The 23105-nt window shown below is 70.6% G+C and carries 21 protein-coding genes and 1 tRNA gene; 10 read left to right on the forward strand and 12 right to left on the reverse strand.

Features of this window, described 5'->3' with window-relative positions; all coding sequences use genetic code 11:
- Nucleotides 1–112 precede the first annotated feature (112 nt).
- From DV20_RS19560 to DV20_RS19580, 5 genes are all read right to left on the reverse strand, one after another.
- The gene (locus tag DV20_RS19560; RefSeq protein WP_152603738.1) at nucleotides 113–307 is read right to left on the reverse strand and encodes a hypothetical protein; all 195 of its coding nucleotides are present in this window, start codon (nucleotides 305–307) and stop codon (nucleotides 113–115) included.
- Nucleotides 308–549: 242 nt separating this feature from the next.
- Complete coding sequence (locus DV20_RS19565) at nucleotides 550–873, reverse strand: hypothetical protein (RefSeq protein WP_043782275.1); 324 nt, start codon at nucleotides 871–873, stop codon at nucleotides 550–552.
- A gap of 963 nt (nucleotides 874–1836) precedes the next feature.
- Nucleotides 1837–1911: transfer RNA gene (locus tag DV20_RS19570), tRNA-Val, on the reverse strand.
- A 41-nt stretch (nucleotides 1912–1952) separates the two neighbouring features.
- Nucleotides 1953–2417, reverse strand: a complete 465-nt coding sequence (locus DV20_RS19575) for a peroxiredoxin (RefSeq protein WP_043782282.1) — start codon at nucleotides 2415–2417, stop codon at nucleotides 1953–1955.
- Between the two features lie 73 nt (nucleotides 2418–2490).
- Nucleotides 2491–2922, reverse strand: a complete 432-nt coding sequence (locus DV20_RS19580) for a DUF3052 domain-containing protein (RefSeq protein WP_003084504.1) — start codon at nucleotides 2920–2922, stop codon at nucleotides 2491–2493.
- 416 nt (nucleotides 2923–3338) lie between these two features.
- Between DV20_RS19580 and aceE the strand changes: the two genes are divergently transcribed.
- Both aceE and DV20_RS19590 read left to right on the forward strand, forming a co-directional pair.
- Nucleotides 3339–6134 carry a pyruvate dehydrogenase (acetyl-transferring), homodimeric type gene (gene aceE, locus DV20_RS19585; protein ID WP_043782285.1) on the forward strand — a complete coding sequence of 932 codons (2796 nt, stop codon included), beginning with the start codon at nucleotides 3339–3341 and terminating at the stop codon, nucleotides 6132–6134.
- Nucleotides 6135–6222: 88 nt separating this feature from the next.
- The gene (locus tag DV20_RS19590) at nucleotides 6223–7434 is read left to right on the forward strand and encodes an alpha-hydroxy acid oxidase (RefSeq protein ID WP_043782314.1); all 1212 of its coding nucleotides are present in this window, start codon (nucleotides 6223–6225) and stop codon (nucleotides 7432–7434) included.
- Here the strand turns inward: DV20_RS19590 and DV20_RS19595 are convergent.
- Entirely contained in the window at nucleotides 7431–8186 is a 756-nt protein-coding gene (locus tag DV20_RS19595; RefSeq protein ID WP_043782286.1) for an SDR family oxidoreductase, read from the reverse strand. The two genes, DV20_RS19590 and DV20_RS19595, sit on opposite strands and share 4 nt — an antisense overlap.
- A gap of 70 nt (nucleotides 8187–8256) precedes the next feature.
- On the opposite strand from DV20_RS19595, the gene DV20_RS19600 reads away from it, so the two are divergent.
- Nucleotides 8257–8847 carry a TetR/AcrR family transcriptional regulator gene (locus DV20_RS19600; RefSeq protein WP_043782287.1) on the forward strand — a complete coding sequence of 197 codons (591 nt, stop codon included), beginning with the start codon at nucleotides 8257–8259 and terminating at the stop codon, nucleotides 8845–8847.
- Nucleotides 8848–8964: 117 nt separating this feature from the next.
- On the forward strand, nucleotides 8965–10575 hold the full coding sequence (locus DV20_RS19605; protein ID WP_043782288.1) for an L-lactate permease: 1611 nt from the start codon (nucleotides 8965–8967) through the stop codon (nucleotides 10573–10575).
- Here DV20_RS19605 and DV20_RS19610 read toward each other — a convergent pair.
- From DV20_RS19610 to DV20_RS19625, 4 genes are all read right to left on the reverse strand, one after another.
- On the reverse strand, nucleotides 10556–11194 hold the full coding sequence (locus DV20_RS19610; RefSeq protein WP_043782291.1) for a nicotinamide mononucleotide transporter family protein: 639 nt from the start codon (nucleotides 11192–11194) through the stop codon (nucleotides 10556–10558). The genes DV20_RS19605 and DV20_RS19610 overlap by 20 nt on opposite strands.
- 413 nt (nucleotides 11195–11607) lie before the next feature.
- On the reverse strand, nucleotides 11608–12384 hold the full coding sequence (locus DV20_RS19615) for a mechanosensitive ion channel family protein (RefSeq protein ID WP_043782293.1): 777 nt from the start codon (nucleotides 12382–12384) through the stop codon (nucleotides 11608–11610).
- A 211-nt stretch (nucleotides 12385–12595) separates the two neighbouring features.
- Nucleotides 12596–13789, reverse strand: coding sequence for an ABC transporter permease (locus tag DV20_RS19620; protein WP_043782315.1), 1194 nt, complete (start codon nucleotides 13787–13789; stop codon nucleotides 12596–12598).
- Nucleotides 13790–13812: 23 nt separating this feature from the next.
- Nucleotides 13813–14721 carry an ABC transporter ATP-binding protein gene (locus DV20_RS19625; RefSeq protein WP_043782295.1) on the reverse strand — a complete coding sequence of 303 codons (909 nt, stop codon included), beginning with the start codon at nucleotides 14719–14721 and terminating at the stop codon, nucleotides 13813–13815.
- 118 nt (nucleotides 14722–14839) lie between these two features.
- On the opposite strand from DV20_RS19625, the gene DV20_RS19630 reads away from it, so the two are divergent.
- The 5 genes from DV20_RS19630 to DV20_RS19650 all read left to right on the forward strand — a co-directional run bounded on the left by DV20_RS19630 (nucleotide 14840) and on the right by DV20_RS19650 (nucleotide 20060).
- Nucleotides 14840–16054: a PucR family transcriptional regulator gene (locus tag DV20_RS19630; RefSeq protein WP_043782298.1), complete on the forward strand. Its 1215-nt coding sequence runs from the start codon at nucleotides 14840–14842 to the stop codon at nucleotides 16052–16054.
- 503 nt (nucleotides 16055–16557) lie between these two features.
- Nucleotides 16558–17481: an ACP S-malonyltransferase gene (locus DV20_RS19635; RefSeq protein ID WP_084093568.1), complete on the forward strand. Its 924-nt coding sequence runs from the start codon at nucleotides 16558–16560 to the stop codon at nucleotides 17479–17481.
- On the forward strand, nucleotides 17478–18461 hold the full coding sequence (locus tag DV20_RS19640; protein ID WP_043782301.1) for a beta-ketoacyl-ACP synthase III: 984 nt from the start codon (nucleotides 17478–17480) through the stop codon (nucleotides 18459–18461). The genes DV20_RS19635 and DV20_RS19640 overlap by 4 nt, the downstream gene beginning before the upstream one ends.
- 74 nt (nucleotides 18462–18535) lie before the next feature.
- Nucleotides 18536–18781 carry an acyl carrier protein gene (locus tag DV20_RS19645; RefSeq protein WP_004559006.1) on the forward strand — a complete coding sequence of 82 codons (246 nt, stop codon included), beginning with the start codon at nucleotides 18536–18538 and terminating at the stop codon, nucleotides 18779–18781.
- 28 nt (nucleotides 18782–18809) lie between these two features.
- On the forward strand, nucleotides 18810–20060 hold the full coding sequence (locus DV20_RS19650) for a beta-ketoacyl-[acyl-carrier-protein] synthase family protein (protein WP_043782303.1): 1251 nt from the start codon (nucleotides 18810–18812) through the stop codon (nucleotides 20058–20060).
- A 50-nt stretch (nucleotides 20061–20110) separates the two neighbouring features.
- Here the strand turns inward: DV20_RS19650 and DV20_RS19655 are convergent, their stop codons facing one another.
- Together DV20_RS19655 and DV20_RS19660 are read right to left on the reverse strand one after the other, a co-directional pair.
- Nucleotides 20111–20704, reverse strand: coding sequence for a hypothetical protein (locus tag DV20_RS19655; RefSeq protein ID WP_043782305.1), 594 nt, complete (start codon nucleotides 20702–20704; stop codon nucleotides 20111–20113).
- A gap of 32 nt (nucleotides 20705–20736) precedes the next feature.
- The gene (locus tag DV20_RS19660; protein ID WP_026469134.1) at nucleotides 20737–21240 is read right to left on the reverse strand and encodes a DUF3145 domain-containing protein; all 504 of its coding nucleotides are present in this window, start codon (nucleotides 21238–21240) and stop codon (nucleotides 20737–20739) included.
- 270 nt (nucleotides 21241–21510) lie between these two features.
- On the opposite strand from DV20_RS19660, the gene DV20_RS46650 reads away from it, so the two are divergent.
- The coding region (locus tag DV20_RS46650; RefSeq protein ID WP_235190891.1) for a hypothetical protein at nucleotides 21511–23105 on the forward strand (1595 nt) is incomplete at its 3' end.

Here is a 23105-nt window from a genome sequence, read left to right on the forward strand (position 1 = left end):
CACCAGACCTCCGCCAGTTCGAAATAATGGCCGCTTTTTTCTGCGCACATGCTGACCACCCAGTAAAGGAAGCCGCCTCGTCTTTCGCGAGGCGGCTTCCTTTACTTACGCCTCAGCGGCGCTGCTGCGTCTGCTCAGAGCGGCGGCGCATCTCGGCCGCCTGCTCTTCTTGACGGCGGCGTTGCCGCTCCAGCATCTCCCGCTTCTGCTCGTCGGCCAGTTGCTTTTGGTACTCCTGCACTCGCTTCGCCGCTTCGGCGTCCGCCTGCTGCTGATGACTGTAGTTCGGCGGCGGAGTGTACGGCATGTAAGCCTCCACAATATGAGATCTACCGACATTCAAGTCGACGCTGACGCACATGAAGTCGGTCCGACAGAATGTTTGTTACGGCGACAAGGAGATGAGTTTCGAGCCGCGACACTCGACCGGAGCCACAATCATCGAATACCCGCAAGGCGTCGCCCGCCCAGATTACGAACCGTGATAGCTGATGCCGGTGCTGATCAGCGCTGACCGCCCCGAGACGGTGGCATCACCCGCCAGTGAATCTAGACAAGCACCACCGACGGGTCCGAGCTTTGCAGTGCATCGAAGACTGCGCGCGCGTTCTTGACACTCGCCGTCTTTGAGTAGGTGTTCTTGGTACCACTCATCGCCCGGTTGAACCCCGAGTGGTAAACAGCATGCAGTTCCACCAGCCGGAAGTCGTTCTCCTCATAGACGTAGATCTGCACCGCCCAGCTGCCGATGTTCTTGTCGTGCGATGCGACTGCGCTGAACGTCGGCTGATCCACCAATCCGGCGAAGGGATCGTCGCCCGGATCGATCTTGCCGAAGACAACACGCCTACCGCTCAAGGTGCTCTGGAACACGCCCGCAACATCAGCGACAGACAGAGATGTCCTCGCCTGAATGACATCACTTGGCATCTACATACCCCGTCCTAGTCAAGCATTCGCGTCTGAATCAAGACACCTGTGATGCACAAGTCTGCGACAATCGAAAGTTTGGTACGCCAGTCAGCCAACAGAGACCGGATCGTGACGAAGCAGAGTCCAGACGTCACGTGTCTGCGGTTCCGCCCCATGGCCGACATCGCGCAGTTCTGATCCCGGCCACCTTGCTGGAGGTCCGTGAGCCAGTTCAAGGGCGTGGCGGTCGCGACCGTGGTACTCGATCCCCAGCGCGCCGACCGCGTCCGCTAGCGCCTGGAGCAGTACGCCACCAGGGAGTGGACTGCGGCAGATCTCACTCGGCGGCTCGCGCCAAAGACCTGAGCACCCGGGCGTCATCCAGGCGGCCAAGCCAGCCCATCTCGGTCAACGGTATGCGCCAGCTGCTGCGGAGTCCTCCTACATGGGCGTCGTCGCTTACCAGCGCATCACGCGTTCACATCCACAACGCCGTTCGCGGTGAACTGGCCAAGCAGAAATGTGAGCCGGCGACCGAGCGAACCCTGTGAGGAGGCTCACGGCGAGGGAGCCGGGCAACGTCCTGCTCGCAGTGCCCGGCGGCCTACGCCAGCACCCGGACAAGACCCGGCTGCAGATCAACCAAGGCTCCGTCGCAAGGCGGTACATCAGGGGAGGACCGGGTCCGTGGTCGGCCGCGTGCTCACTGAGCCTTCGCCGCGTGCTCGACAGCCCACGCGGCTCGGACGTCATCGGCATCCGCGACCAGGCCGCCGAGACGGACGGAGACGCCACCGATCGGCATCGGCCGGGCAATGAACCTCCACGGGACGTTCGACCACGTCAGGGACGGTCTGGGCGGCGAAAACGACGAAACCCCATCCGGTGGGGAATTCACCGGATGGGGTTGGAACAAGCGTGGTTTGGTGGGCGCAGCAGGGTTCGAACCTGCGACCGCTCGGGTGTAAGCCGAGTGCTCTTCCGCTGAGCTATGCGCCCGGTGGCCGGCGGGCCCGCGACGAGACCGCCGGCCGGAAAACTCAGGCCGTCAGTTCGGCCACGGCCTTCTTCCAGCCCTGCTGGTCGCGGGCCTCGCCCGGGGCGTTGACCTCGGCGAACCTGACCACACCGGAGGTGTCGATCAGGAACGTGCCGCGGACCGCCAAGCCGGCGTCGGAGTTGAAGACGCCGTACGCCTGGGCCACCTCGCCGTGCGGCCAGAAGTCCGACAGCAGCGGGAACTGGTAGCCCTCCTTCTCGGCCCACGCCTTCAGCGAAAACGGCGTGTCGACCGAGACGCCCAGGACCTGGACGCCCTTGTTGTCGTAGTCGGCGAACTCGTCGCGGAGCTGGCACAGCTCGCCCGTGCAGATGCCGCTGAACGCGAACGGGTAGAAGACCAGCAGCACCGGCTTGTCACCCCGGAACGACGACAGCTGGACCGGCTGCTTGTTGTAGTCGTTGAGCGTGAAGTCAGGGGCCTGAGAACCGACCTCGACGGTCATACCAGCGTTTCCTCTCCCGAACGGACACGTGCCTGCGACGACAACCCTATCGTGTCCGTCCGGCGGGACCGGCTCAGCGCTGCTTCGACTTCGACTTCGGCGACACCAGCCGGGTGCCGATCCAGTTCGGGCCGACACTGATGTTGGCGGTCTGGGCCAGGCCCACGGCGGGCACCGCTTCGGCGATTTCGCTCGGCTCGACGTGCCCGGGCTGTCCCGTCTTGGGGGTGAGCACCCAGATCACGCCCGTCTCCTCCAGGGGGCCCCTGGCGTCGATGAGCGCGTCACCGAGGTCGCCGTCGTCTTCGCGCCACCACAGCAGCACCACGTCGATGACCTCGTCGGCGTCCTCGTCGAGGATGTCCCCGCCGATCTGCTCCTCGATCGCCGCGCGGACGTCGTCGTCGACGTCCTCGTCCCAGCCGATCTCCTGGACCACCATCTCGGGCTTGATGCCGAGCCTCTCGGCGACGCTGCTCTGATCAGCGTCTCCCGCGGCGACCACTGCTTTCACTCCTCCAACTACGACGGAGCGTGGCTTCGAAGCACCCGTCAAGGGTACGCCTGGGCCACACTCGGCTACCCGGTTGCCGATAGCGAACACTGGTGAGGCTCCGCGCGCAACCGTCCACACCGGATCTGTGACAACTCGTGTCGCAGGATACGGCCCGCCACCGGCCCTCCGCGACGGCGTTTCGGGTGCCTGGCGCCCCCGCTCTGCGACCCCTCCGGGGGTCGTCCCCTAGGGTGGAGAGGAAGAAAACGCGCGCGCGATACACCGCGCGCTGGGAGTGGCTCGACCGGGCCGGTCTATGTTACCGCCAAGTAGCGGTGCGGAAGCCGGGACGGAAGACGACGATGGAGAGTCGTACACCCCCGAGTACGAGCACCACCGGCTACAACTTTTCGCAAGGAGACCCCTTGGCCCCGCAGAACGACGGCGCCTCCGGCAAGGAGACCCCGGCACGCGTACGCGTCATCCGTGACGGACTGGCGGCGCACCTGCCCGACATCGACCCGGAGGAGACCGCCGAGTGGCTGGACTCCTTCGACGAAGCCCTCGCGAGGGGCGGGCAGCAGCGAGCCAGGTACCTGATGCTGCGCATCCTCGAGCGGGCCCGGGAGCGGAACGTCGGCGTCCCGGCCCTGACCTCGACGGACTACGTCAACACCATCCCCACCGAGAACGAGCCGTGGTTCCCCGGCGACGAGGACATCGAGCGCCGCTACCGGGCCTGGATCCGCTGGAACGCGGCGATCATGGTGCACCGGGCGCAGCGCCCCGGCGTCGGCGTCGGCGGCCACATCTCGACCTACGCCTCCTCGGCCGCCCTCTACGAGGTGGGCTTCAACCACTTCTTCCGCGGCAAGGACCACTCCGGCGGCGGCGACCAGATCTACATCCAGGGTCACGCCTCCCCCGGCATCTACGCCCGCGCGTTCCTCGAGGGCCGGCTGAGCGAATCGCAGCTCGACGGCTTCCGCCAGGAGTTCAGCCACGCGGGTGAGGGCGGCGGCCTGCCGTCGTACCCGCACCCGCGGCTGATGCCGGAGTTCTGGGAGAACCCGACGGTGTCGATGGGCCTCGGCCCGATGAACGCGATCTACCAGGCGCGGTTCAACCGCTACCTGCGCGACCGCGGCATCAAGAACACCGACGACCAGCACGTCTGGGCGTTCCTCGGCGACGGCGAGATGGACGAGGCCGAGTCGCGGGGCCTCATCCACGTGGCCGCCGGCGAGGGCCTCGACAACCTGACCTTCGTGATCAACTGCAACCTGCAGCGGCTCGACGGCCCGGTGCGCGGCAACGGCAAGATCATCCAGGAGCTGGAGTCGTACTTCCGCGGCGCCGGCTGGAACGTCATCAAGGTGATCTGGGGCCGCGAGTGGGACTCGCTGCTGCACGCCGACCGCGACGGCGCGCTGGTCAACCTGATGAACGTCACCCCGGACGGTGACTACCAGACGTACAAGGCCAACGACGGCGCCTTCGTCCGCGAGCACTTCTTCGGCCGCGACCCGCGGACGAAGGACCTGGTCAAGGACCTCTCCGACGCCGACATCTGGAACCTCAAGCGCGGCGGCCACGACTACCGCAAGGTGTACGCGGCCTACAAGGCGGCGCTGGAGCACCACGGCCAGCCGACGGTGATCCTGGCCCACACGATCAAGGGCTACGGCCTGGGCCCGGCGTTCGAGGGCCGCAACGCCACGCACCAGATGAAGAAGCTCACCCTCGACGACCTCAAGCTGTTCCGCGACTCGCAGCGGATCCCGATCAGCGACGAGGAGCTGGAGCGCAACCCGAAGCTGCCGCCGTACTACCACCCGGGCGCGAACTCGCCCGAGATCGAGTACATGATCGGCCGCCGCAAGGCGCTCGGCGGCTTCCTGCCGGAACGCCGTCCGAAGGCCGCGAAGGCGCTCGTGCTCCCCGGCGACAAGGTCTACGAGGGCATCCGGAAGGGCTCCGGCAAGCAGGAGGTCGCCACCACGATGGCGTTCGTCCGGCTGGTCCGCGAGCTGGCGAAGGACTCCGAGATCGGCAAGCGCGTCGTCCCGATCATCCCGGACGAGGCCCGCACCTTCGGCCTCGACTCGATGTTCCCGACGGCCAAGATCTACAACCCGCACGGCCAGACGTACACGTCGGTCGACGCGAGCCTGATGCTGGCCTACAAGGAGTCCGAGAAGGGCCAGCTGCTGCACGAGGGCATCAACGAGGCGGGCTCCACCGCGTCGTTCACCGCCGTCGGCACGTCGTACGCGACGCACGGCGAGCCGATGATCCCGATCTACATCTTCTACTCGATGTTCGGGTTCCAGCGGACCGGTGACGGCCTGTACGCCGCCGCCGACCAGATGGCCCGCGGGTTCGTCCTCGGCGCCACCGCCGGCCGCACCACCCTGACGGGTGAGGGCCTGCAGCACGCGGACGGGCACTCGCTGCTGCTGGCGGCGACCAACCCGGCCGCGGTGGCCTACGACCCGGCGTGGTCGTTCGAGATCGCGCACATCGTCAAGGACGGCCTGCGCCGGATGTACGGCGAGACCGGCCCGGACGGCAACGGCGAGAACGTCTTCTACTACATGACGATCTACAACGAGCCGTACCAGCAGCCCGCCGAGCCGGAGAACCTCGACGTCGACGGCCTGCTGAAGGGCCTGTACAAGTACGCCGACGCCCCCGAGGGCGACGGGCCGGAGGTGCAGATCCTGGTCTCGGGCGTCACGATGCCGGACGCGCTCAAGGCGCAGCGGAAGCTGGCCGAGGAGTGGGGCGTGCGGGCCGCGGTGTGGTCGGCGACGTCGTGGACCGAGCTGCGGCGCGAGGCCGTCGAGATCGACCACGACAACCTGCTCTACCCGGGCAGCGAGCCGCGCGTGCCGTACGTCACCGAGGCGCTTTCCGGGGCGAACGGGCCGGTCGTGGCGGTGTCGGACTGGATGCGCGCGGTGCCGGACCTGATCCGCCCGTACGTCCCGACCGACATGCTGACGCTGGGCACGGACGGCTTCGGCTTCTCCGACACCCGGCCGGCGGCGCGGCGGAAGTTCCTGGTCGACGCCGAGTCGATCACCGTCGGCGCGCTGTCGATCCTGGCCAAGCGCGGCGAGGTCGACCAGGCGAAGGTCCTCGAAGCGGCCACGAAGTACCGGCTCGACGACATCGCGGCCGCCGGGCCGCAGACGTCGGAGTCCGGGAACGCGTGACCCCGCGCTGGGGAAACGATGCTAGGTTCGGGACCCGGCAGACATCCGATGTCTGTCGGGTCCCGCTGCACGCAGGGAGTTGATGAAGGTGACGAAGCGCCGGCTGCCGAGGCCGAGTGAGCTGCAGCAGATCCTGCGACCGAAGCCGATCGTGCTGAACCCGACAGACCGGCGGCTGGCGAACGCGCACACCGTCGCCGACCTGCGGATGATCGCCCGCAAGCGCACCCCGCGGGCCGCGTTCGACTACACCGACGGCGCGGCCGAGCTCGAGGACAGCCTGCGCCGCGCCCGGCAGGCGTACCGTCGCATCGAGTTCCACCCGAACGTGCTGCGCGGGGTGTCCGATGTGGACACCACGCGCGAGATCCTCGGCAAGACGTCGGCGTTGCCGTTCGCCTTCGCCCCCACCGGGTTCACCCGCATGATGCAGCACGAGGGCGAGCGCGCGGTGGCCCGCGTCGCCGAGCGCAACGGCATCCCGGTCGGGCTTTCGACGATGGCGACGACGTCGATCGAGGACCTCGCCGAAGCCGCGCCGGGCGCCCGCAAGTGGTTCCAGCTCTACGTCTGGCGCGATCACGGCGCCGGTGAAGATTTGATGAATCGCGCCTGGGCCGCGGGCTACGACACCCTCATGCTGACCGTGGACACCCCGGTCGGCGGCTCGCGGCTGCGCGACGTCCGCAACGGCCTGACCATCCCGCCGGCGCTGACGCTCAAGACGTTCCTCGACGGCGCGCTGCACCCCGCGTGGTGGTTCAACCTGCTCACCACCGAGCCGCTGACCTTCGCCTCGCTCAACCACTTCGACGGCACCGTCGCCGAGCTGCTGAACAAGCTGTTCGACCCGACGCTGAACTACGACGACCTCGACTGGGTGCGCCGCACCTGGCCCGGCAAGCTGGTGGTCAAGGGCGTGCAGAACGTCGACGACGCCCGCGACGTGGTGAAGCACGGCGCGGACGCGGTGCTGCTGTCCAACCACGGCGGCCGCCAGCTCGACCGCGCGCCGACACCCCTGGAGTTGCTCCCGGCGGTGCTCGACGAGATCCAGGGCGGCGCCGAGGTCTGGATCGACACCGGCATCCTGTCCGGCGGCGACATCGTGGCGGCCATCGCCCGCGGCGCCGACGCGGTCCTCATCGGCCGCGCGTTCCTGTACGGCCTCATGGCCGGCGGCGAGCGCGGCGTCCAGCGCTGCGTCGACATCCTGCGGACCGAGATGGTCCGCACGATGCAGCTGCTGGGCGTCCGCACCCTCGCCGACCTGAAGCCCTCCCACGCGACCTCGCATTAGACCTGCGCCTGACCTCCGTCGACGAAGAACTCGACGCCGTTGACGAAGCTCGACTCCGCGGAGGCCAGGAACAGCGCCGCGGCGGCGATTTCCGCCGGGTCGCCGAGGCGGCCCAGCGGGACCTCGGCCACGAGGCCGTCGACCAGGCCCTGCTGGGCGTCGGCGTCAACCAGGCCGAGCAGGCCCGGGGTGCGCGTCGGTCCCGGGCTCAGGACGTTGACCCGCGTGCCCGTCCCCTTCAGGTCGACTGCCCAGCTGCGGGCGAAGTTGCGGACGGCGGCCTTCGTCGCCGCGTAGACGCTGAAGGCCGGGGCGACCCGCGTCGACGTCGTCGAGCCCGTGAGGATGATCGACGCGTTCGCGTTCAGCAGCGGCAGCGCCTTCTGCACGGTGAAAAGCACGCCCTTGACGTTGGTGGCGAACGTCGCGTCGAACTGCTCCTCGGTGATCTCGCCGAGCGGGGCGAAACTCCCGCCGCCGGAGTTGGCCACGACGACGTCCAGCCCGCGGCCACGCTCGGCCACCGCGCGGTAGACCTCGTCGAGGTCGGCCAGGTTCGCCGAGTCGGCCCGGATCGCGGTCACGCTGCCGCCGATCTCCGCCACGGCGTCGTCGAGCACCTCCTTGCGGCGCCCGGTGATGAAGACGTGCGCTCCTTCGGCCGCGAACCGCTTCGCGACGGCCAGCCCGATGCCGGTGCCGCCACCGGTGACGACGGTGGTCTTGTTTTCCAGCTGCACGATTCCTCCCAAGTTCTTGACTGTCTGGTCCAGAACGTACGCCGTTCTGGACCAAGCAGTCAAGAATGGGTACCCTGAGGCCATGGCGAGACCCCGGAGCTTCGACGAGGCGGCGGTGCTGCGCGCGGCCAGGGACCAGTTCTGGGAAACCGGCTACGCGGGCACGAAGGTCGACGACATCGCCGCCGCGACCGGCCTCGGCAAGGGCAGCCTCTACGGCGCCTTCGGCGACAAGCACGCGCTGTTCCTGCGCGTCTTCGACCACTACTGCGGCGAACTGGCCATCGGCACGCGGCATCAGCTCGAAGGCCCCGACGACACGGCCTACCGGCGGCTCGGCGACCACATCCGGGCGATCGCCGAATCGGTGGCCACCGACCAGGAGCGCCGCGGCTGCCTGATCGCGAAGAGCACGGCCGAATGCGCCGAGCACGACGAGGCGGTCGCGACCCGCAGCCGGCAGCTGTTCGGCGACCTGCAGGACCACTTGACGGCGTGCATCGCGGGGGCTCAGCGCGCGGGTGACATCGCCACTGGCCAGGACCCGGACCACCTCGCCGGGCTGGTCCTGGCGGTCTTGCGCGGCCTCGAAGCACTGGGCAAGGGCGGCGTGGAGCCGGAACGCATCCGCACGATCGCCGAGACCGCCCTCGCGGTGCTGCCGAAGCCGTGAAGCGCTGACTCGTTGGGCCAACCGGTCTCAAGTTCTTGACGGACCGCCTGGTTTGTGACGAAGATCTCGGGCACCCGCCGAAAGGCCGTTTTCGCATCGTGGAAACGGAGGTCGCCCGTGTTCACGCAGGATCTGACTCCGCTGGGCTCGCTGGGCCTGTCCGCGCTGGTGGCCGTGCTGCCGCTCGCCACCGTCCTCGTCCTGCTGGGCGCCGTCCGGATGCGGGCGCACCACGCCGCCCTGATCGGGCTGCTCGTCGCGCTGGTCGTCGGGATCGCCGCGTACGGGATGCCGGTCGTGCAGGCCGTCTCCGGCGCGCTGCAGGGCGCCGCCTTCGGGTTGTGGCCGATCATGTGGATCGTCGTCAACGCGCTGTGGATCTACCGGCTCACCGTCCGGACCGGGCACTTCGACGTCCTGCGCCGCTCGTTCGGCCGGATCTCCGACGACCCGCGCATCCAGGCCCTGATCATCGCCTTCTGCTTCGGCGCGCTCATGGAGGCACTGGCCGGGTTCGGCGCCCCGGTCGCGATCAGCGCCGTGATGCTGGTGGCCGTCGGGTTCCACCCCGTCAAGGCCGCCGTCGTCGCGCTGGTCGCCAACACCGCGCCGGTCGCGTTCGGCGCCATGGGCACCCCGGTCGTCACCCTCGCCCAGGTCACCGGCCTGCCGCTGCAGGAGGTCTCGTCGATCGTCGGGCGCCAGACGCCGCTGCTCGCCCTGGTCGTGCCGCTGCTGCTGGTGATCATCGTCGACGGCAGGCGCGGTCTCAAGGACACCTGGCTGCCCGCGCTCGTCTGCGGCGTCGCGTTCGGGCTCGTGCAGTTCCTCGCCTCGAACTACGTGTCCCCGCAGCTGGCCGACATCGGCGCGGCGCTCGCCGGCGCGGCCGCGCTCGTGGCCCTGCCCCAGACCCGGCGCCCGGTGCCCGAAGCCGTCCGGATCGGCACCGGCGGGACGACGACCGCCGAAGCGCCGCCGGAGGATTCGCGGGACGACGTCGTCAAGGCGTACCTGCCGTACCTGTTCATCATCGTGATCTTCTCGATCGCCGTGCTGCCGCCGGTCAAGCGGTTGCTGGACAAGGCGACCTGGAAGTTCCACTGGCCCGGCCTGAACGTCGTCGCGCCGAACGGGAAACCGGTGTCCGGCAACACGTTCTCGCTACCGCTGCTCAACACCGGCGGCACGCTGGTGCTGCTGGCCGGCGTCCTCACCGCGGCGATCCTGGCGGTGAAGGCGGGCGACACCGCGCGGGAGTGGCTGGCGACGGTCAAGGAGCTGCGGTTCGCGATCCTCACCGTCACCGGGGTGCTCGCGCTGGCCTACGTGATGAACCTGTCCGGCCAGACGACCACGATCGGCACGTTCATCGCCGCCGCGGGCGCCGGCCTGGCGTTCCTGTCCCCGGTGCTGGGCTGGTTCGGCGTCGCGGTGTCGGGGTCGGACACCTCGGCCAACGCGCTGTTCGGCGCCCTCCAGGTGACGGCGGCGCACCAGACCGGCCTCCCGGCGGACCTGCTGGCCGCGGCGAACAGCTCCGGCGGCGTCCTCGGCAAGATGGTGTCGCCGCAGAACCTCACCATCGCCTGCGTGGCGGCGAACCTGCCCGGCGAAGAAGGGAAACTGCTGCGGAAGGTGCTGCCGTGGAGCGTCGGGCTGCTGCTGGTGATGTGCCTGATCGTGTGGGGTCAGAGCACCGCGGCGCTCAGCTGGATGCTGCCGTGACCCCGGGCCGGGCGGCGACGCGCCGGGCCGAGCGGTTCCAGCTCCACCAGCCGTGCACGACGAGCCCGGCGAACACGATGTAGATCGCGGCGGAGAAGTAGAGCCCGGACGAGATCTGCAGCGGCACGCCGATCGCGTCGACGGCCAGCCAGACCAGCCAGAACTCCACCAGCCCGAGCCCCTGTGCCCCGAAGGCGACGAGGGTGCCGACGAAGATGGCGGCGTCCGGCCAGGGCGCCCAGGACGCGTGCAGGGCGTCGAGGACCAGGGCCATCACGGTGGTTCCGATGACGAAGGCGCCGACCATGGCGAGCCGTTCGACCGGCCGGCCCGTGCGGACGACGACGCCGAACACCGGGTCCTGGCGGCGCGTCCAGGCCCACCAGCCGTAGACGGAGATGGCGAGGATGGCGACCTGCCGGGCGGCGAGCCCGCCGAGGTGCGCGGACACGTAGACGGCGAACAGCAGCACGGTGGCCCCGACCTGCACCGGCCACGTCCACAGGGTGCGGCGCTGCGCGAGGAACACGACGGCGAGCGCGAACACCTGCCCGGCGAGCTCCGCGATCGAAATCCACTGGCCGAGCACGGTGATCCCGTGGTGCAGCAGGAAGTCCACGTCACGCCCCTTTCGTCCTACCGCTCCCAACATGCTCGCTGACGGACGCATTCCCCAGGGAGTGTGAGGGGCGGAACATCCCACGGTCTGGACGTCGCCGACGCGCAGCGTGCCACCGCGGACCACGCGCGCGTGCACGCCGAACGTCCTGCCGTTGACGGCGGTGATCGTCTTGCGCCGGCGCGGCGGGGAGGCCGTCCCAGCCCGGGTCGACCATCACGCAGCGGACGGCCTTGCCGGCGACCTCCAGCTCGACCTCGAGCGGCGGGTGTTCTCACGCCGAAGGCCGTGGGCCCGCGGTTCGGCGTGCACCACCCGACCGGACCTAGCCACTCGTCCAAGACCTCCGGAGCACGGCACGGCGCGGGCCCGGCGGCTTCCCCGACCGCCGGGCCCGCGCCGCTCCCGCTGCCTCAGCCCTGCGGGCGCGGGGTGCCGACCGGCGACGTCGGGGTGCTGTCCACGCCGACCTTGGCGCGCGGGGCCGCCGGGCCGGTGCCCATCTCGCCCGTGCGCTGCGCCGGCGTCTCCAGCTGGTGCTCCATGTTCGCCATCCAGCCGCGCCAGCGGTCCTGGGCCGGCTTGATCAGGCCGCCGCCGAAGCCGACCACGATCACGCCGCCGATCGTCGCCAGCACCGCGATCAGCACCGGCCCGGTGATCGCCGTCGCGATGTTCACCTGGCCCAGCGCCGCGATGATGCCGAACGCCATGATCAGCCAGTAGGCCGCCACCGACAGCGGGCGCGCCGCCCCGCGGCCGGACAGCGCGGACGCGACGACGTCCCGCACCACCTTCGCGATCGCCGCGGCCACCACGACGAGCACCAGAGCCACCACGATCCGCGGCAGGAACGCGATGATGTCGTTGAGCAACTGGCTCACCGGGTTGGTCGGCCCGAACACGCCGAACGCCAGCTGCAGCGCGATCAGCAGAATGAAGTAATACACCAATTTGACGAGGATCCCCGTCGCGTCGAACTTCTGCTGGCCGATCTTCCCGCTCAGGCCGGTGCGCTCGACGAGTTTCCCGAATCCGGCTTTCCCGAGCACGATCGCCAGCCCTTTCGAGACGGCTTTCGCGATCAGCCAGCCGATCAGCAGGACGACCAGGAATCCCACGAGTTTCGGGACGAACGTGGCCACCATGGCCCACGCCTGTCCGAGCCCGTCCTTCAGTTGCTCGCCCACATCGACTCCCTCCACGGATTTTCCCCGGATCGTCGATCAAGTACCCCAGGGCGGCAACTCGTGCGCCCCACGATCGAGTGAGACGACTGGCGCGCGAAGATCACCCGTGGCCATACTGGTTCTACCGGTGGGGACCGGGGAGACGAGGCCGTCCGGCGCAGCGTAAACCGCAAGCGCCGGGCGGCCTCGAGCATTACCGCCGGCGAATACCTCAGGCGGCGCGCAGGGCGTCGCGGAGTTTCACCTTCGCGCCGGTGCGCATGACGGCGTTCCGGTAGATCCGCGCGGCGAACCAGATCAGCCCCGGAATCAGCAGCACCACCAGCCCCACCGACACCACGGCTTCCCAAACGGGCACCCCGCCCATCGCGAGCCGCATCGGCATCAGCGTCGGCGAGAACACCGGAATCACCGAAAGCACTTCGACGAACGTGTTGCCCGGATCCGACGGCAGCACGGAAATGCCGATCACGTACCCGGCGATCACGAACATCAGGGCCGGCGTCGTCACGCCGCCGACGTCTTCCTGCCGCGAAACCAGCGCCCCGAGCGCGGCGAACACGATCGAGTACATCAAGAACCCGAGCAAGTACCAGACGATCAGCCAGACGACCGTGCCCACGGCGGCCGATACGGAGATCGTCAGCACGTCCATGGCCAGCCCGGCCACCAGCCCGCCGACGCCGATCACGATCATCTGGATCAGCCCGACCGCCCCGATGCCGAGCACCTTGCCCGCCATCAGCTGCCACGGCTTGATCGTCGACAGCAGCAGCTCGACCACCCGCGAGGTCTTCTCCTCGACGACGCCCTGCGCGACGATCTGGCCGTTCATCAGCAGGGACATGTAGATCAGGATGCCGGCGATGATGCCCAGCACGAGCTGCTGGCCGTTGTAGTCGTACGGCTGCTCCAGCGGAGGGTCCTCGACGAACTTCGCCGAGGCGACGGCGGCCTGGAACCGGGCCGGGTCCCCGCCCAGCGCGGTGACCTGCTGACCGACCGCGACCTGCTGGGAGACGAGCTGCAGGACGTTCGCGAACTTGCCGTCGAGGTCCTTCTTCACCTGGACGTGCACGCTCGTGCCGTCCCCGGTGAGCAGCGCGTCGAGCGAGCCGTCGGCCAGCTTCGCCCGCCCGGCGGCCTCGTCGGGCACCTGCGTGGTCTCGATGGTCTCGCCGAGGGTCTTCCCGGCCGCCTGCAGCGGTGCCGAGAAACCGGCGGTCGCGGTGGTGAACCCGACCTTCGCGTCGGCACCGCCGTTGCCGCTGATCAGCTTGATCACGAGGATGCCGGCCACGATCAGCAACAGCGTCACCGCGGTGCTGATGCGGTAGGCCTTCGACTTCAGGCGGATGCTGATCTCGCGGGAGGCGACCAGGCCCGCCGCCGCCGCGGGGCTCATCCGGACGTCCGGGACCGGGGTGCTCACGCGGCCACCTCCTCGTGGGTGACGACCGAGCGGAACAGTTCGGTCAGCGACGGCTGCTCGCGGGCGAACTCGCGGACCGGCCCGGTGGCCAGCGCCGCCTTGAGCACGGCCTGGTCGTCGGCGCCCTCGCCGAGTTCGAGCTCGGTCACCGAGCCCGTCCGGCCGAGCACCTTGACCCCGGGCAGGCCGTCGGCCCACCCGTCGCCGGCATCGGGGACGTCGACCCGCAGCCGCAGCGCGCCGCCGGCCCGCAGCTCCGCCACCGTGCCGACGGCCACCATCCGTCCACTGCGGACGATCCCGACCCGGTCGCAGAGCCGTTCCACCAGATCGAGCTGGTGGCTGGAGAACACGACCGGCACCCCCTCGGCCGCCTTTTCCTTGAGCACCTGGCTCATCACGTCGACCGCGACCGGGTCGAGGCCGGAGAACGGCTCGTCGAGCACCAGGATCCGCGGCTCGTGCACCAGGGCCGCGGCCAGCTGGACGCGCTGCTGGTTGCCGAGGCTGAGTTTCTGCACCTCGTCGTCCCGGCGGGCGGCGACGCCCAGCCGTTCGGTCCACTTCCCGGCCGACGCCCGTGCGTCGGCCGCCGGCATGCCGTGCAGCCGCGCGAGGTACGTCAGCTGCTCGGCCACCTTCATCTTCGGGTAGAGGCCGCGTTCTTCGGGCATGTACCCGATGTGGCGGCGCGTTTCGTGCGTCACCGGCGCGCCGTCGTAGCGGACTTCGCCGGCGTCGGCGGACAGCACGCCGAGCGCGATCCGCATGGTCGTGGTCTTGCCGGCGCCGTTGCTGCCGACGAAGCCGAACAGTTCGCCCGGCCGGACGTCGAACGTCATCTCGTGGAGGGCGACCACGTCCCCGAAGCGTTTGGATATCCCGTCGATCTCTAAACCGGTCACATCCGGTTCCCCCGTTCTCGTGTGGCCCGATCCTAGGCAGTGCGTACACGCGTCGACCACCCTCGCGCGTTGCCGCGCGGGGGTACCAAAGTTGCGGGCACGTAGGATCGCGGGCGCCATGGATGGAACCGCCGCCCCGCGCCGGGTGCCCAAGCACCACGGACTGTCCGCGAAGACGCTCCGGCGGCTGGAGCACGCGTCCGGCAGCCTGGCGAGCGCGAGCATCGCGGTGATGGAACGGCGGCTGCCCTGGTTCGCCCGGCTGCCCGCCGACCAGCGCGCGAGCGTCCTGCTGATCACCCAGGCCGGCGCCGCCGGCTTCGTCGACTGGCTGCGGGACTCCAAAGAGGCCTTGAAGCTCACGACGGAGGCGTTCCGCGACGCGCCGGCCGAGCTGTCGCGGTGGGTCAGCCTGCGCCAGGCGGTCGGCATGGTGCGGCTGGCCATCGAGGTGTTCGAGGAGCAGCTGCCCGATTTCGCGGCGAACGAGGCGGAACGGGCCGCCCTGATCGAAGGGATTCTCCGGTACGGCCGCGAAATCGCCTTCGCGGCGGCCAATTCGTACGCCGCCGCGGCGGAAGCCCGCGGCGCGTGGGACGCCCGGCTGGAGGCCCTGGTCGTCGACGGCATCGTCCGCGGCGATGCGGAGGAGTCGGTGCTCTCCCGGGCGACCGCGCTGGGCTGGGAGCCGTCCGCGGCCGCCACGGTGCTGGTCGGCAACCCGCCGTCGGAGGACCCGCCGACGGTGGTGTTCGAGGTCCGCAGCCGCGCCGCCCGCGTCGGCCGCCCGGTGCTGCTGTCGGTGCAGGGGTCCCGGCTGGTGGTCGTGGTCGGCGGCCCCACCGAGGGCGGGGTGAAGGAGCGGGAGATCCTCGCCCGGATGTCGGTGGCGTTCGCCGAGGGCCCGGTGGTCGCGGGGCCGACGGTGCCGACGTTGGCCGAAGCCCACCACAGCGCGACGGAGGCGTTGTCCGGCCTGCGGGCGGTGGTCGGCTGGCCGGGCGCGCCGAGACCGGTGCGGTCGGCGGACCTGCTGCCCGAGCGCGCGCTCTCGGGCGACGCGGAGGCCGAGCGCCTGCTGGTCGACACCATCGCCCGGCCGTTGGAAGAGGCCGGCCCGACGTTGCAGCGCACGGTCGAGGCCTACCTGGAGAGCGGCGGCGTGCTGGAGACGTGCGCGAAGACGCTGTTCGTCCACCCGAACACGGTCCGGTACCGGCTGCGGAAGGCGGCGGACCTGACCGGCTGCCAGCCGACCGACCCGCGCGACGCGCTGGTGCTGCGGATCGCCCTGACCGTCGGCCGCCTGGCGAGGGCCCGCGGCCTCTGGTGACCGGCGGACGTCGAAACCGCGTCGCCGGCTTCGTCCCCGGGGCACGAGCGGCCACCGGGGCCGCGTGACGCAGGAGGAACCATGACGATCCGGCGGATGGACAACATCGGCATCGCCGTCGACGACCTCGCGGCGGTGGCTCGAGCTGATGAAGTTCCACGCGTCGGCCGCCCTGGCCGCCGCCGGGCCGGCCGCCCCGCTCGGCGCCGAACCCGTCGGCGAAGTCGTGCGGTACGGGGACACCACCGGCTCTGCTACCTCCGCGGGCCCGAGGGCATCGTCGTCGCACTGGCCGAAGAGTTCGACCGAAGGGGCACCCGCCCTCGCAGGAGAGCCGCGTCACGTGATGGACTTAACAGCGAAAGGTGATTGAACCCGACAAGGCATCCGGGTTACGCGCGAGCTTCTGCGGCGCGTCTTTGGAGGGTTCCGACAAAGACGCCGCACAGACACTGTGAGCGTCGGCATCCCCGGAAACACCCTCTCCCGTGTTGTCTTGAAGGGTGACAGCAGCAGTCCTCGCTCCCGGCCAGGGGTCCCAGGCCCCCGGCATGTTCACGCCCTGGCTCGACCTCGACGGCGCGCGCGAGCGCGTCGCGCAGTGGTCCGAGCGCGCCGGGCTCGATCTGCTCCACCTCGGCACCGAGGCGGACGCCGACGAGATCCAGGACACCGCGATCGCGCAGCCGCTGATCGTCGCGCTGTCGCTGCTCACCTTCGAGCACCTCCAGGCCACCGCGCCGGTGCCCGCGGACGCGCCGGTCGCCGGCCACTCCGTCGGCGAGCTCGCGGCCGCCGCCATCGCCGGGGTGCTGAAGCCCGAAGACGCCGTCGCGCTCGCCGCCGTCCGCGGGGCCGAGATGGCGAAGGCGTGCGCGATGGAACCGACGTCGATGGCCGCGGTCATGCTCGGGGATCCCGAGCAGGTCGTCGCATGGCTCGAAGAACAGGGTCTGGCCGCGGCGAACCGCAACGGCGCCGGGCAGATCGTCGCCTCCGGTGCCGCCGACGCGATCGCGAAGATCGTCGCCGAGCCCCTCGAAGGCACGAAGATCCGTGCCCTCAAGGTCGCCGGCGCGTTCCACACGCACTACATGGCGTCCGCCGAAGAGGCGATGCGCGCCCACGCCGCCGAGCTGACCCCGGCCGACCCGGTCCGCCCGCTGCTGTCCAATGCGGACGGTACCGTCGTCACCAGCGGCGCGGAGTACCTGGCGCGGCTGGTCTCCCAGGTCACTCGCCCGGTTCGCTGGGACCTGACGATGGACGGCCTGGCCTCCCTCGGCGTCACCCGCACGATCGAACTCGCGCCCGCGGGCACCCTGACCGGCCTGGTCAAGCGGCAGCTCAAGGGCGTCGTCACCACTATCACCGCGCTGAAGACGCCGGCCGAGCTGGCGGCGCTGCGCCAGGAGGACGCCTCGTGACCGACCGACCCGCCCTGAGCCTCAACCCCGGCTCCCGCGGCAGCCGCGTGCTGGGCATCGGCAGCGCGCAGCCCGAGAAGATCGTCACCAACGACGACCTCTCGCAGATCATGGACACCAGCGACGAGTGGATCCAGGCCCGCGTCGGGATCGTCGAGCGCCGGTTCGCCGAGAAGGACGAGCTGCTGACCGACTTCGCCGTCGCCGCCGGCAAGGCCGCGCTCGAAGACGCCGGCGTCGACCCGTCCGAAGTGGACACGGTCATCCTGCCGAACTGCACCATGCCGACGCTCATCCCGAACGCCGCCGCGCAGGTCGCCGCCCGGATCGGCATTCCCAGCCCGGGTGCGTTCGACCTCAACGCCGCGTGCGCCGGGTTCTGCTACGGCCTGGGTGTCGCCTCGGACCTGATCCGGGCCGGCTCGGCGAAGAAGGTCCTGGTCATCGGGGCGGAGAAGCTCACCGACTCGGTCGACCCGGTCGACCGGGCCAACGCGATCATCTTCGCCGACGGCGCGGGCGCCGCGGTGGTCGGCGCCTCCGACGAGCCGGAGATCGGCCCGGTCTCGTGGGGCAGCGCGGGCGACCTGGTCGACCTGATCTACATGCGCGACCAGAAGTACATCTACCAGGAGGGCCAGTCGGTCTTCCGGTGGGCGACCACCCAGATCGCGCCGATCGCGCTGCGCGCGCTCGAGGTCGCCGGGCTGAAGCCGTCCGATGTGGACGTGCTCATCCCGCACCAGGCCAACCTGCGCATCGTCGAGGCGATCGCGAAGAAGCTGCGGGCCGGCGGCGCCCGCGACGACATGGTCGTCGCCGACGACATCAAGTACTCCGGTAACACCTCGTCGGCGTCCATCCCCCTCGCGCTGGACCACATGCGCAAGGCCGGGACGGCGAAGCCCGGCGACGTGGTGCTGGCGGTCGGGTTCGGCGCGGGCCTGTCCTACGCCGGGCAGGCGTTCATCTGCCCCTGATCACCGTTACGCTCCCCGCGGGCACTCGCCCACGGGACCAAGACCCCCAGATGGACCGAGAAGGGAACTACCCCATGGCTGACAACGCTGAGATCCTCGCCGGCCTCGCCGAGATCGTCGAAGAGGTCGCCGGTGTGGCTCAGGACGACGTCACCGCCGAGAAGTCGTTCGTGGACGACCTGGACATCGACTCGCTGTCGATGGTCGAGATCGCCGTGCAGGCCGAGGACAAGTTCGGCGTCAAGATCCCGGACGACGAGCTCGCCAACCTCAAGACCGTGGGCGACGCGGTGAACTACGTGTCGGCCAACTCCAAGTAAAGTCTTTCCCCTCCTTGAGGAGACTCCCATGAGCAACATCGACGTCGTGATCACCGGTCTCGGCGCCACCACACCGCTCGGCGGGGACGTCACGTCCACCTGGGACGGTCTGCTGGCCGGGGCGAGCGGGGTTCGCGCGATCGAGGCCGATTGGGTCGAGGAGCTGCAGCTGCCCGTCAAGATCGGCGGTCAGCTGGCCGTCGATCCCTCGGAGGTCCTCCCGCGGGTGCAGGCCCGCCGGATGGACCGCTGCGAGCAGGTCGCGCTGATCGCCGCCCGGCAGGCGTGGGCCGACGCCGGGTACCGCGAGCCGACCGACGAGCACACCGACGTCGACCCCGACCGCCTCGGCGTGTCGATCGGCACCGGCGTCGGCGGCCCGGTCACCCTGCTCACCCAGAACGACCTGTTGCACCAGCAGGGTCTCCGCAAGGTGTCGCCGCTGACCGTGCCGATGCTGATGCCGAACGGCCCGGCCGCGCACGTCGGCATCGACCTCAAGGCGCGGGCCGGGGTGCACTCCCCGGCCTCGGCCTGCGCCTCGGGTGCCGAGGGCATCGCCAGCGGCGTGGAGATGATCCGTTCCGGGCGCGCGGACGTCGTGATCGCGGGGGGCGCCGAAGCGTGCATCCACCCGATCACGCTGGCCGGGTTCGCCCAGGCCCGCACGGTCTCCACGCGCAACGACGACCCGGCGAGCGCGTCGCGGCCGTTCGACGCGAACCGCGACGGCTTCGTCCTCGGCGAGGGCGCCGGCGTGGTCATCCTGGAGCGCGCGGACCTGGCGAAGGCCCGCGGGGCGCGCGTCTACGCGACGATCGCCGGCCACGGCATCACCTCGGACGCCTACCACATCACGGGCAACCACCCCGAGGGCATCGGCCAGATCGCCGCCATGCGCGCGGCGATGAAGATGGCCGGCGTCACCCCGGCGGACGTCGGGCACGTGAACGCCCACGCGACGTCCACTGTGGTCGGTGACATCGGCGAGGCGGCGGCGATCCGCAACGCGGTCGGCGAGCACGTGGTCGTGACGGCGCCGAAGGCGTCGCTCGGCCACCTCGTCGGCGGGGCCGGCGCGGTCGAGGGGATCATCACGATCCTGTCGCTGTACCACGGCCTGGTGCCGGCCACCCGGAACCTGACCGACCTGGACCCGCGGGTGCAGCTGGACGTCGTCGCGGGCGAGCCGCGCAAGGTCGAGCTGACCGCGGCGATCAGCAACTCGTTCGGGTTCGGCGGCCACAACACCGCGCTGCTGTTCACCCCGGCGGCCTGAGTTCCCCGAACCGAAGAAGGGCCCGGCTCCGGCCGGGCCCTTCTTCGCGTTCAGCACTTCTCGTGTTCGGGTGGTGGCCCGCCGTCGACGGCGGCGACCTTCAGGGAGTTGTCCTCGACCACCATCGGGATGACGAGCCGCCACTTGATGCAGGGCTCGCGGAAGAACAGCGGGGCGTCTTCGAGCTTCTGCCGGCTGGTGAACCCGACCAGGACCCGCAGCGAGTTCCCGGCCGAGCGCTCGATCCGGTAGACGAGCGCGTCGCTGTCCTTTGTGGTGCGAACGCCCTTCCTCCAGTCGGTCGACGACTGGGCCGCCGCCCGCTCGTCGCTGACCACGGCCGTCCACTGCTGGTAGTCCTTGGTGTTGATGGCCGCGAAGTACTTGGTCAGGACCTTGCGGACGGCTTCGGCCTGCGGGTGCGCCCGCGCGTCGTCGGTCATCCGGACGTCGTCCGCCGCGCCGGGCTCGCCGCTGCTCGACGGCGTCGGCGTCGACACCGCGACGGAGGCGTCGTCGGCCGGCTGCTCCGGCCGGCGGTAGAGCTCGCGCGCGAGCAGGCCGCCGCCGACGGTCACGGACAGCACCACGACCACGACGGGCACCAGCCAGCGCTGGCGAGAGCTGGGGGCGGGGGTGGTCACGCCGGAGAGCGTACCGGCCCCCGTCCCGGGCCTCAGCCGACCTGGTGCAGCCAGGTCACCGGCGCGCCGTCACCGGCGTGGCGGAAGGGCTCGAGCGCCTCGTCCCAGCTCGCGGCGAGGAGTTCGTCCAGCTTGTGCGCGAGGGATTCGCCGCCGCGGGTCATGCTGACGAGCGCGCGCAGCTGGTCCTCGCCCACCACGATGTCGCCGTTGGCGCTGGTCCGGCCGTGCCACAGGCCGAGGCCGGGCGCGAAGCAGAACCGCTCGCCGTCGACGCCCGCGCTGGGCTCTTCGGTGACCTCGAACCGAATCATCGGCCACGCCTTGAGCGCGGCCGCCAGTTTGGCGCCGGTGCCCGCGGGCGCGCGCCAGCCGCATTCGGCGCGAAGCTGACCCGGACTGGCCGGCTGCGCCGTCCACTTCAGGTCAACGCGGGCACCCAGGGTGCCCGAAATGGCCCACTCGACGTGCGGACACACCGCAGACGGCGACGAGTGGACGTACACCACACCTCGGGTGCTGCCACGGGTGCTCACTGCTACCTCCGCTTGCTCGACGAGGGACGTCTTCCCCTACGCCCTACTTCGAGCTGCAGCGCGGCCTCAGTGCGGCTCCCGAATGCCGCCTCCGATGCGTTGTAGCACATTCTGCACCCCAACCGTGCTGTTTGGCCACATGAACACCACAAGTCACCCCCCGCCCCACTTTCGGAGGGCAAGCGGCCGCGGCGCGCCCGTGTCGCGGGGTTCGTTGCGCTGGGCGCGCTAGCGTGTTGACCCGGAACGACGAGCAGGGAGGGGAAAGCGGTGCGACTGGTGCGCCTGGAGCGGCAGCAGTCCCGGGTGGCGGACGACATCCGGGCGGCACTGGCGTCCCTGGGCCGCGGCAGCACCGTGATCGGCGGCATCGCCCTGGTCGGCGTCGGCGCGGTGGCCGACCGCCCGATCGAGGCGGTGGTGCTCCTCCCCCACGGCGTGATCATCGTGATCGGCGTGGACCTGCCGGACCCGGCCCTGCGCCTGGAGGCGCCGCTGGGCGGCCCGTGGAAGGCGGACGGCTGGCCCCTGGTCGCGGACGACGCTTCGGTGAACCCGGCCACGGAGGCGTTGGACGTTTCCCAGGCTTGCGAACGGCAAATTGCGGCATTGGTCCCGGGAACGGCCCCGGTGGGCACGATCATCGCGGTGGGCCCGTACGTGGAGACGGTCGACCAGCCGCCTGCCGACCTGGCCGGCCCGGTCCGCGTCCTGCACCCGACCCCGACGACCATGCTGGCGGCCACGGTGTCCCTGGCCACGGCCCACCGCCCGCGATCGGTGGACCAGGTGCGGGCGTTGATCCGCGGCCTGGCACCATCGGCCCCGGAGTTTTCGGACGAGGTCCTGCTGGCCGAGGGCTTCAGCAGGCTGACCGACGACGCACCACCGGAGGAGTCCCTTTGGGACGGTGCCCCGCCGGCGGTGGTGGGTGCTCCGGCGGCTGGTGCTCCGGTCGCTGCGGCTCCGGTCGCTGCGGCTGCGGGGTTGGCCGCGCGGGGGTCGGAAGCTGGGGTACCGGCCACGGCGGGCCCAGCGACGGCGGGGCCGACCGCAGCGGGCCCAGCGACGGCGGGCCCGACCACGGCAGGCCCGGCCGGCTGGCGGACCGAGACGCCGGTCGGGGCCCGGCCGGAGCCCGCGGCCGAGCCGCAGCCTTCCGCGGAGGCCCCTTCGGCTGCCGAGGAGGCCGTTTCTCCGGCCGCCGAGTCCGAGCGCACGGAGGGGCTCACCTCTCCGGCGCAGGACGAACCCCGCCCGGCCACGGATCCCCCGGTCGATCCCCCGGCGCGGCCGGCGTTCCCCGGCACCGAGGCCACTTCCCCACCCACCGAAGCCGAACCCACCGAAGTGCTCGCGCCTTCCGCCCAGGAAGAACCGAGCCCGGCCGACCCCCCGGCGCGCCCAGCGGTCGCGGGCACCGAGGCCGCGGCACCGCCCCGGTTCCCCGGATCCCCCGCACCGGCCGGCCCGGATCCGGCCGAATCCTCCGCCGCCGAGACCGAGCGGACCGAAAAGCTCAGCCCTCCCTCACCGAGCGGCGACCAGCTCCCGGCTCCTGGCCTCACCACCGAAGCCACCCAAGCCACCCAAGGGGCCGAGCCCCCCGCCCCGGCCGAGCCGAGCACCGAGCAACCCACCCCGCCGCGGCCGGTGGAAGCCGATCGAGCCGGCTCCCGACCCGCCGCGCCCGAGGAGCTCCTCCCGCAGCCCGCCGATGCCGTGGCAGCTCGCTCGCAACTGGCGGCACCCGGGCACCTGCCCCGAACCGGGCCCACCACGCCGCAGCCCCCCGAAGGCCAGCAACCCGAAGCCCAGCAACCCACCCCGCCGCGGCCTGCGGAAGCCACGCGAACCCCACCCCC

It is taken from the genome of Amycolatopsis rifamycinica (assembly GCF_000695625.1).
Lineage (GTDB): Bacteria > Actinomycetota > Actinomycetes > Mycobacteriales > Pseudonocardiaceae > Amycolatopsis > Amycolatopsis rifamycinica.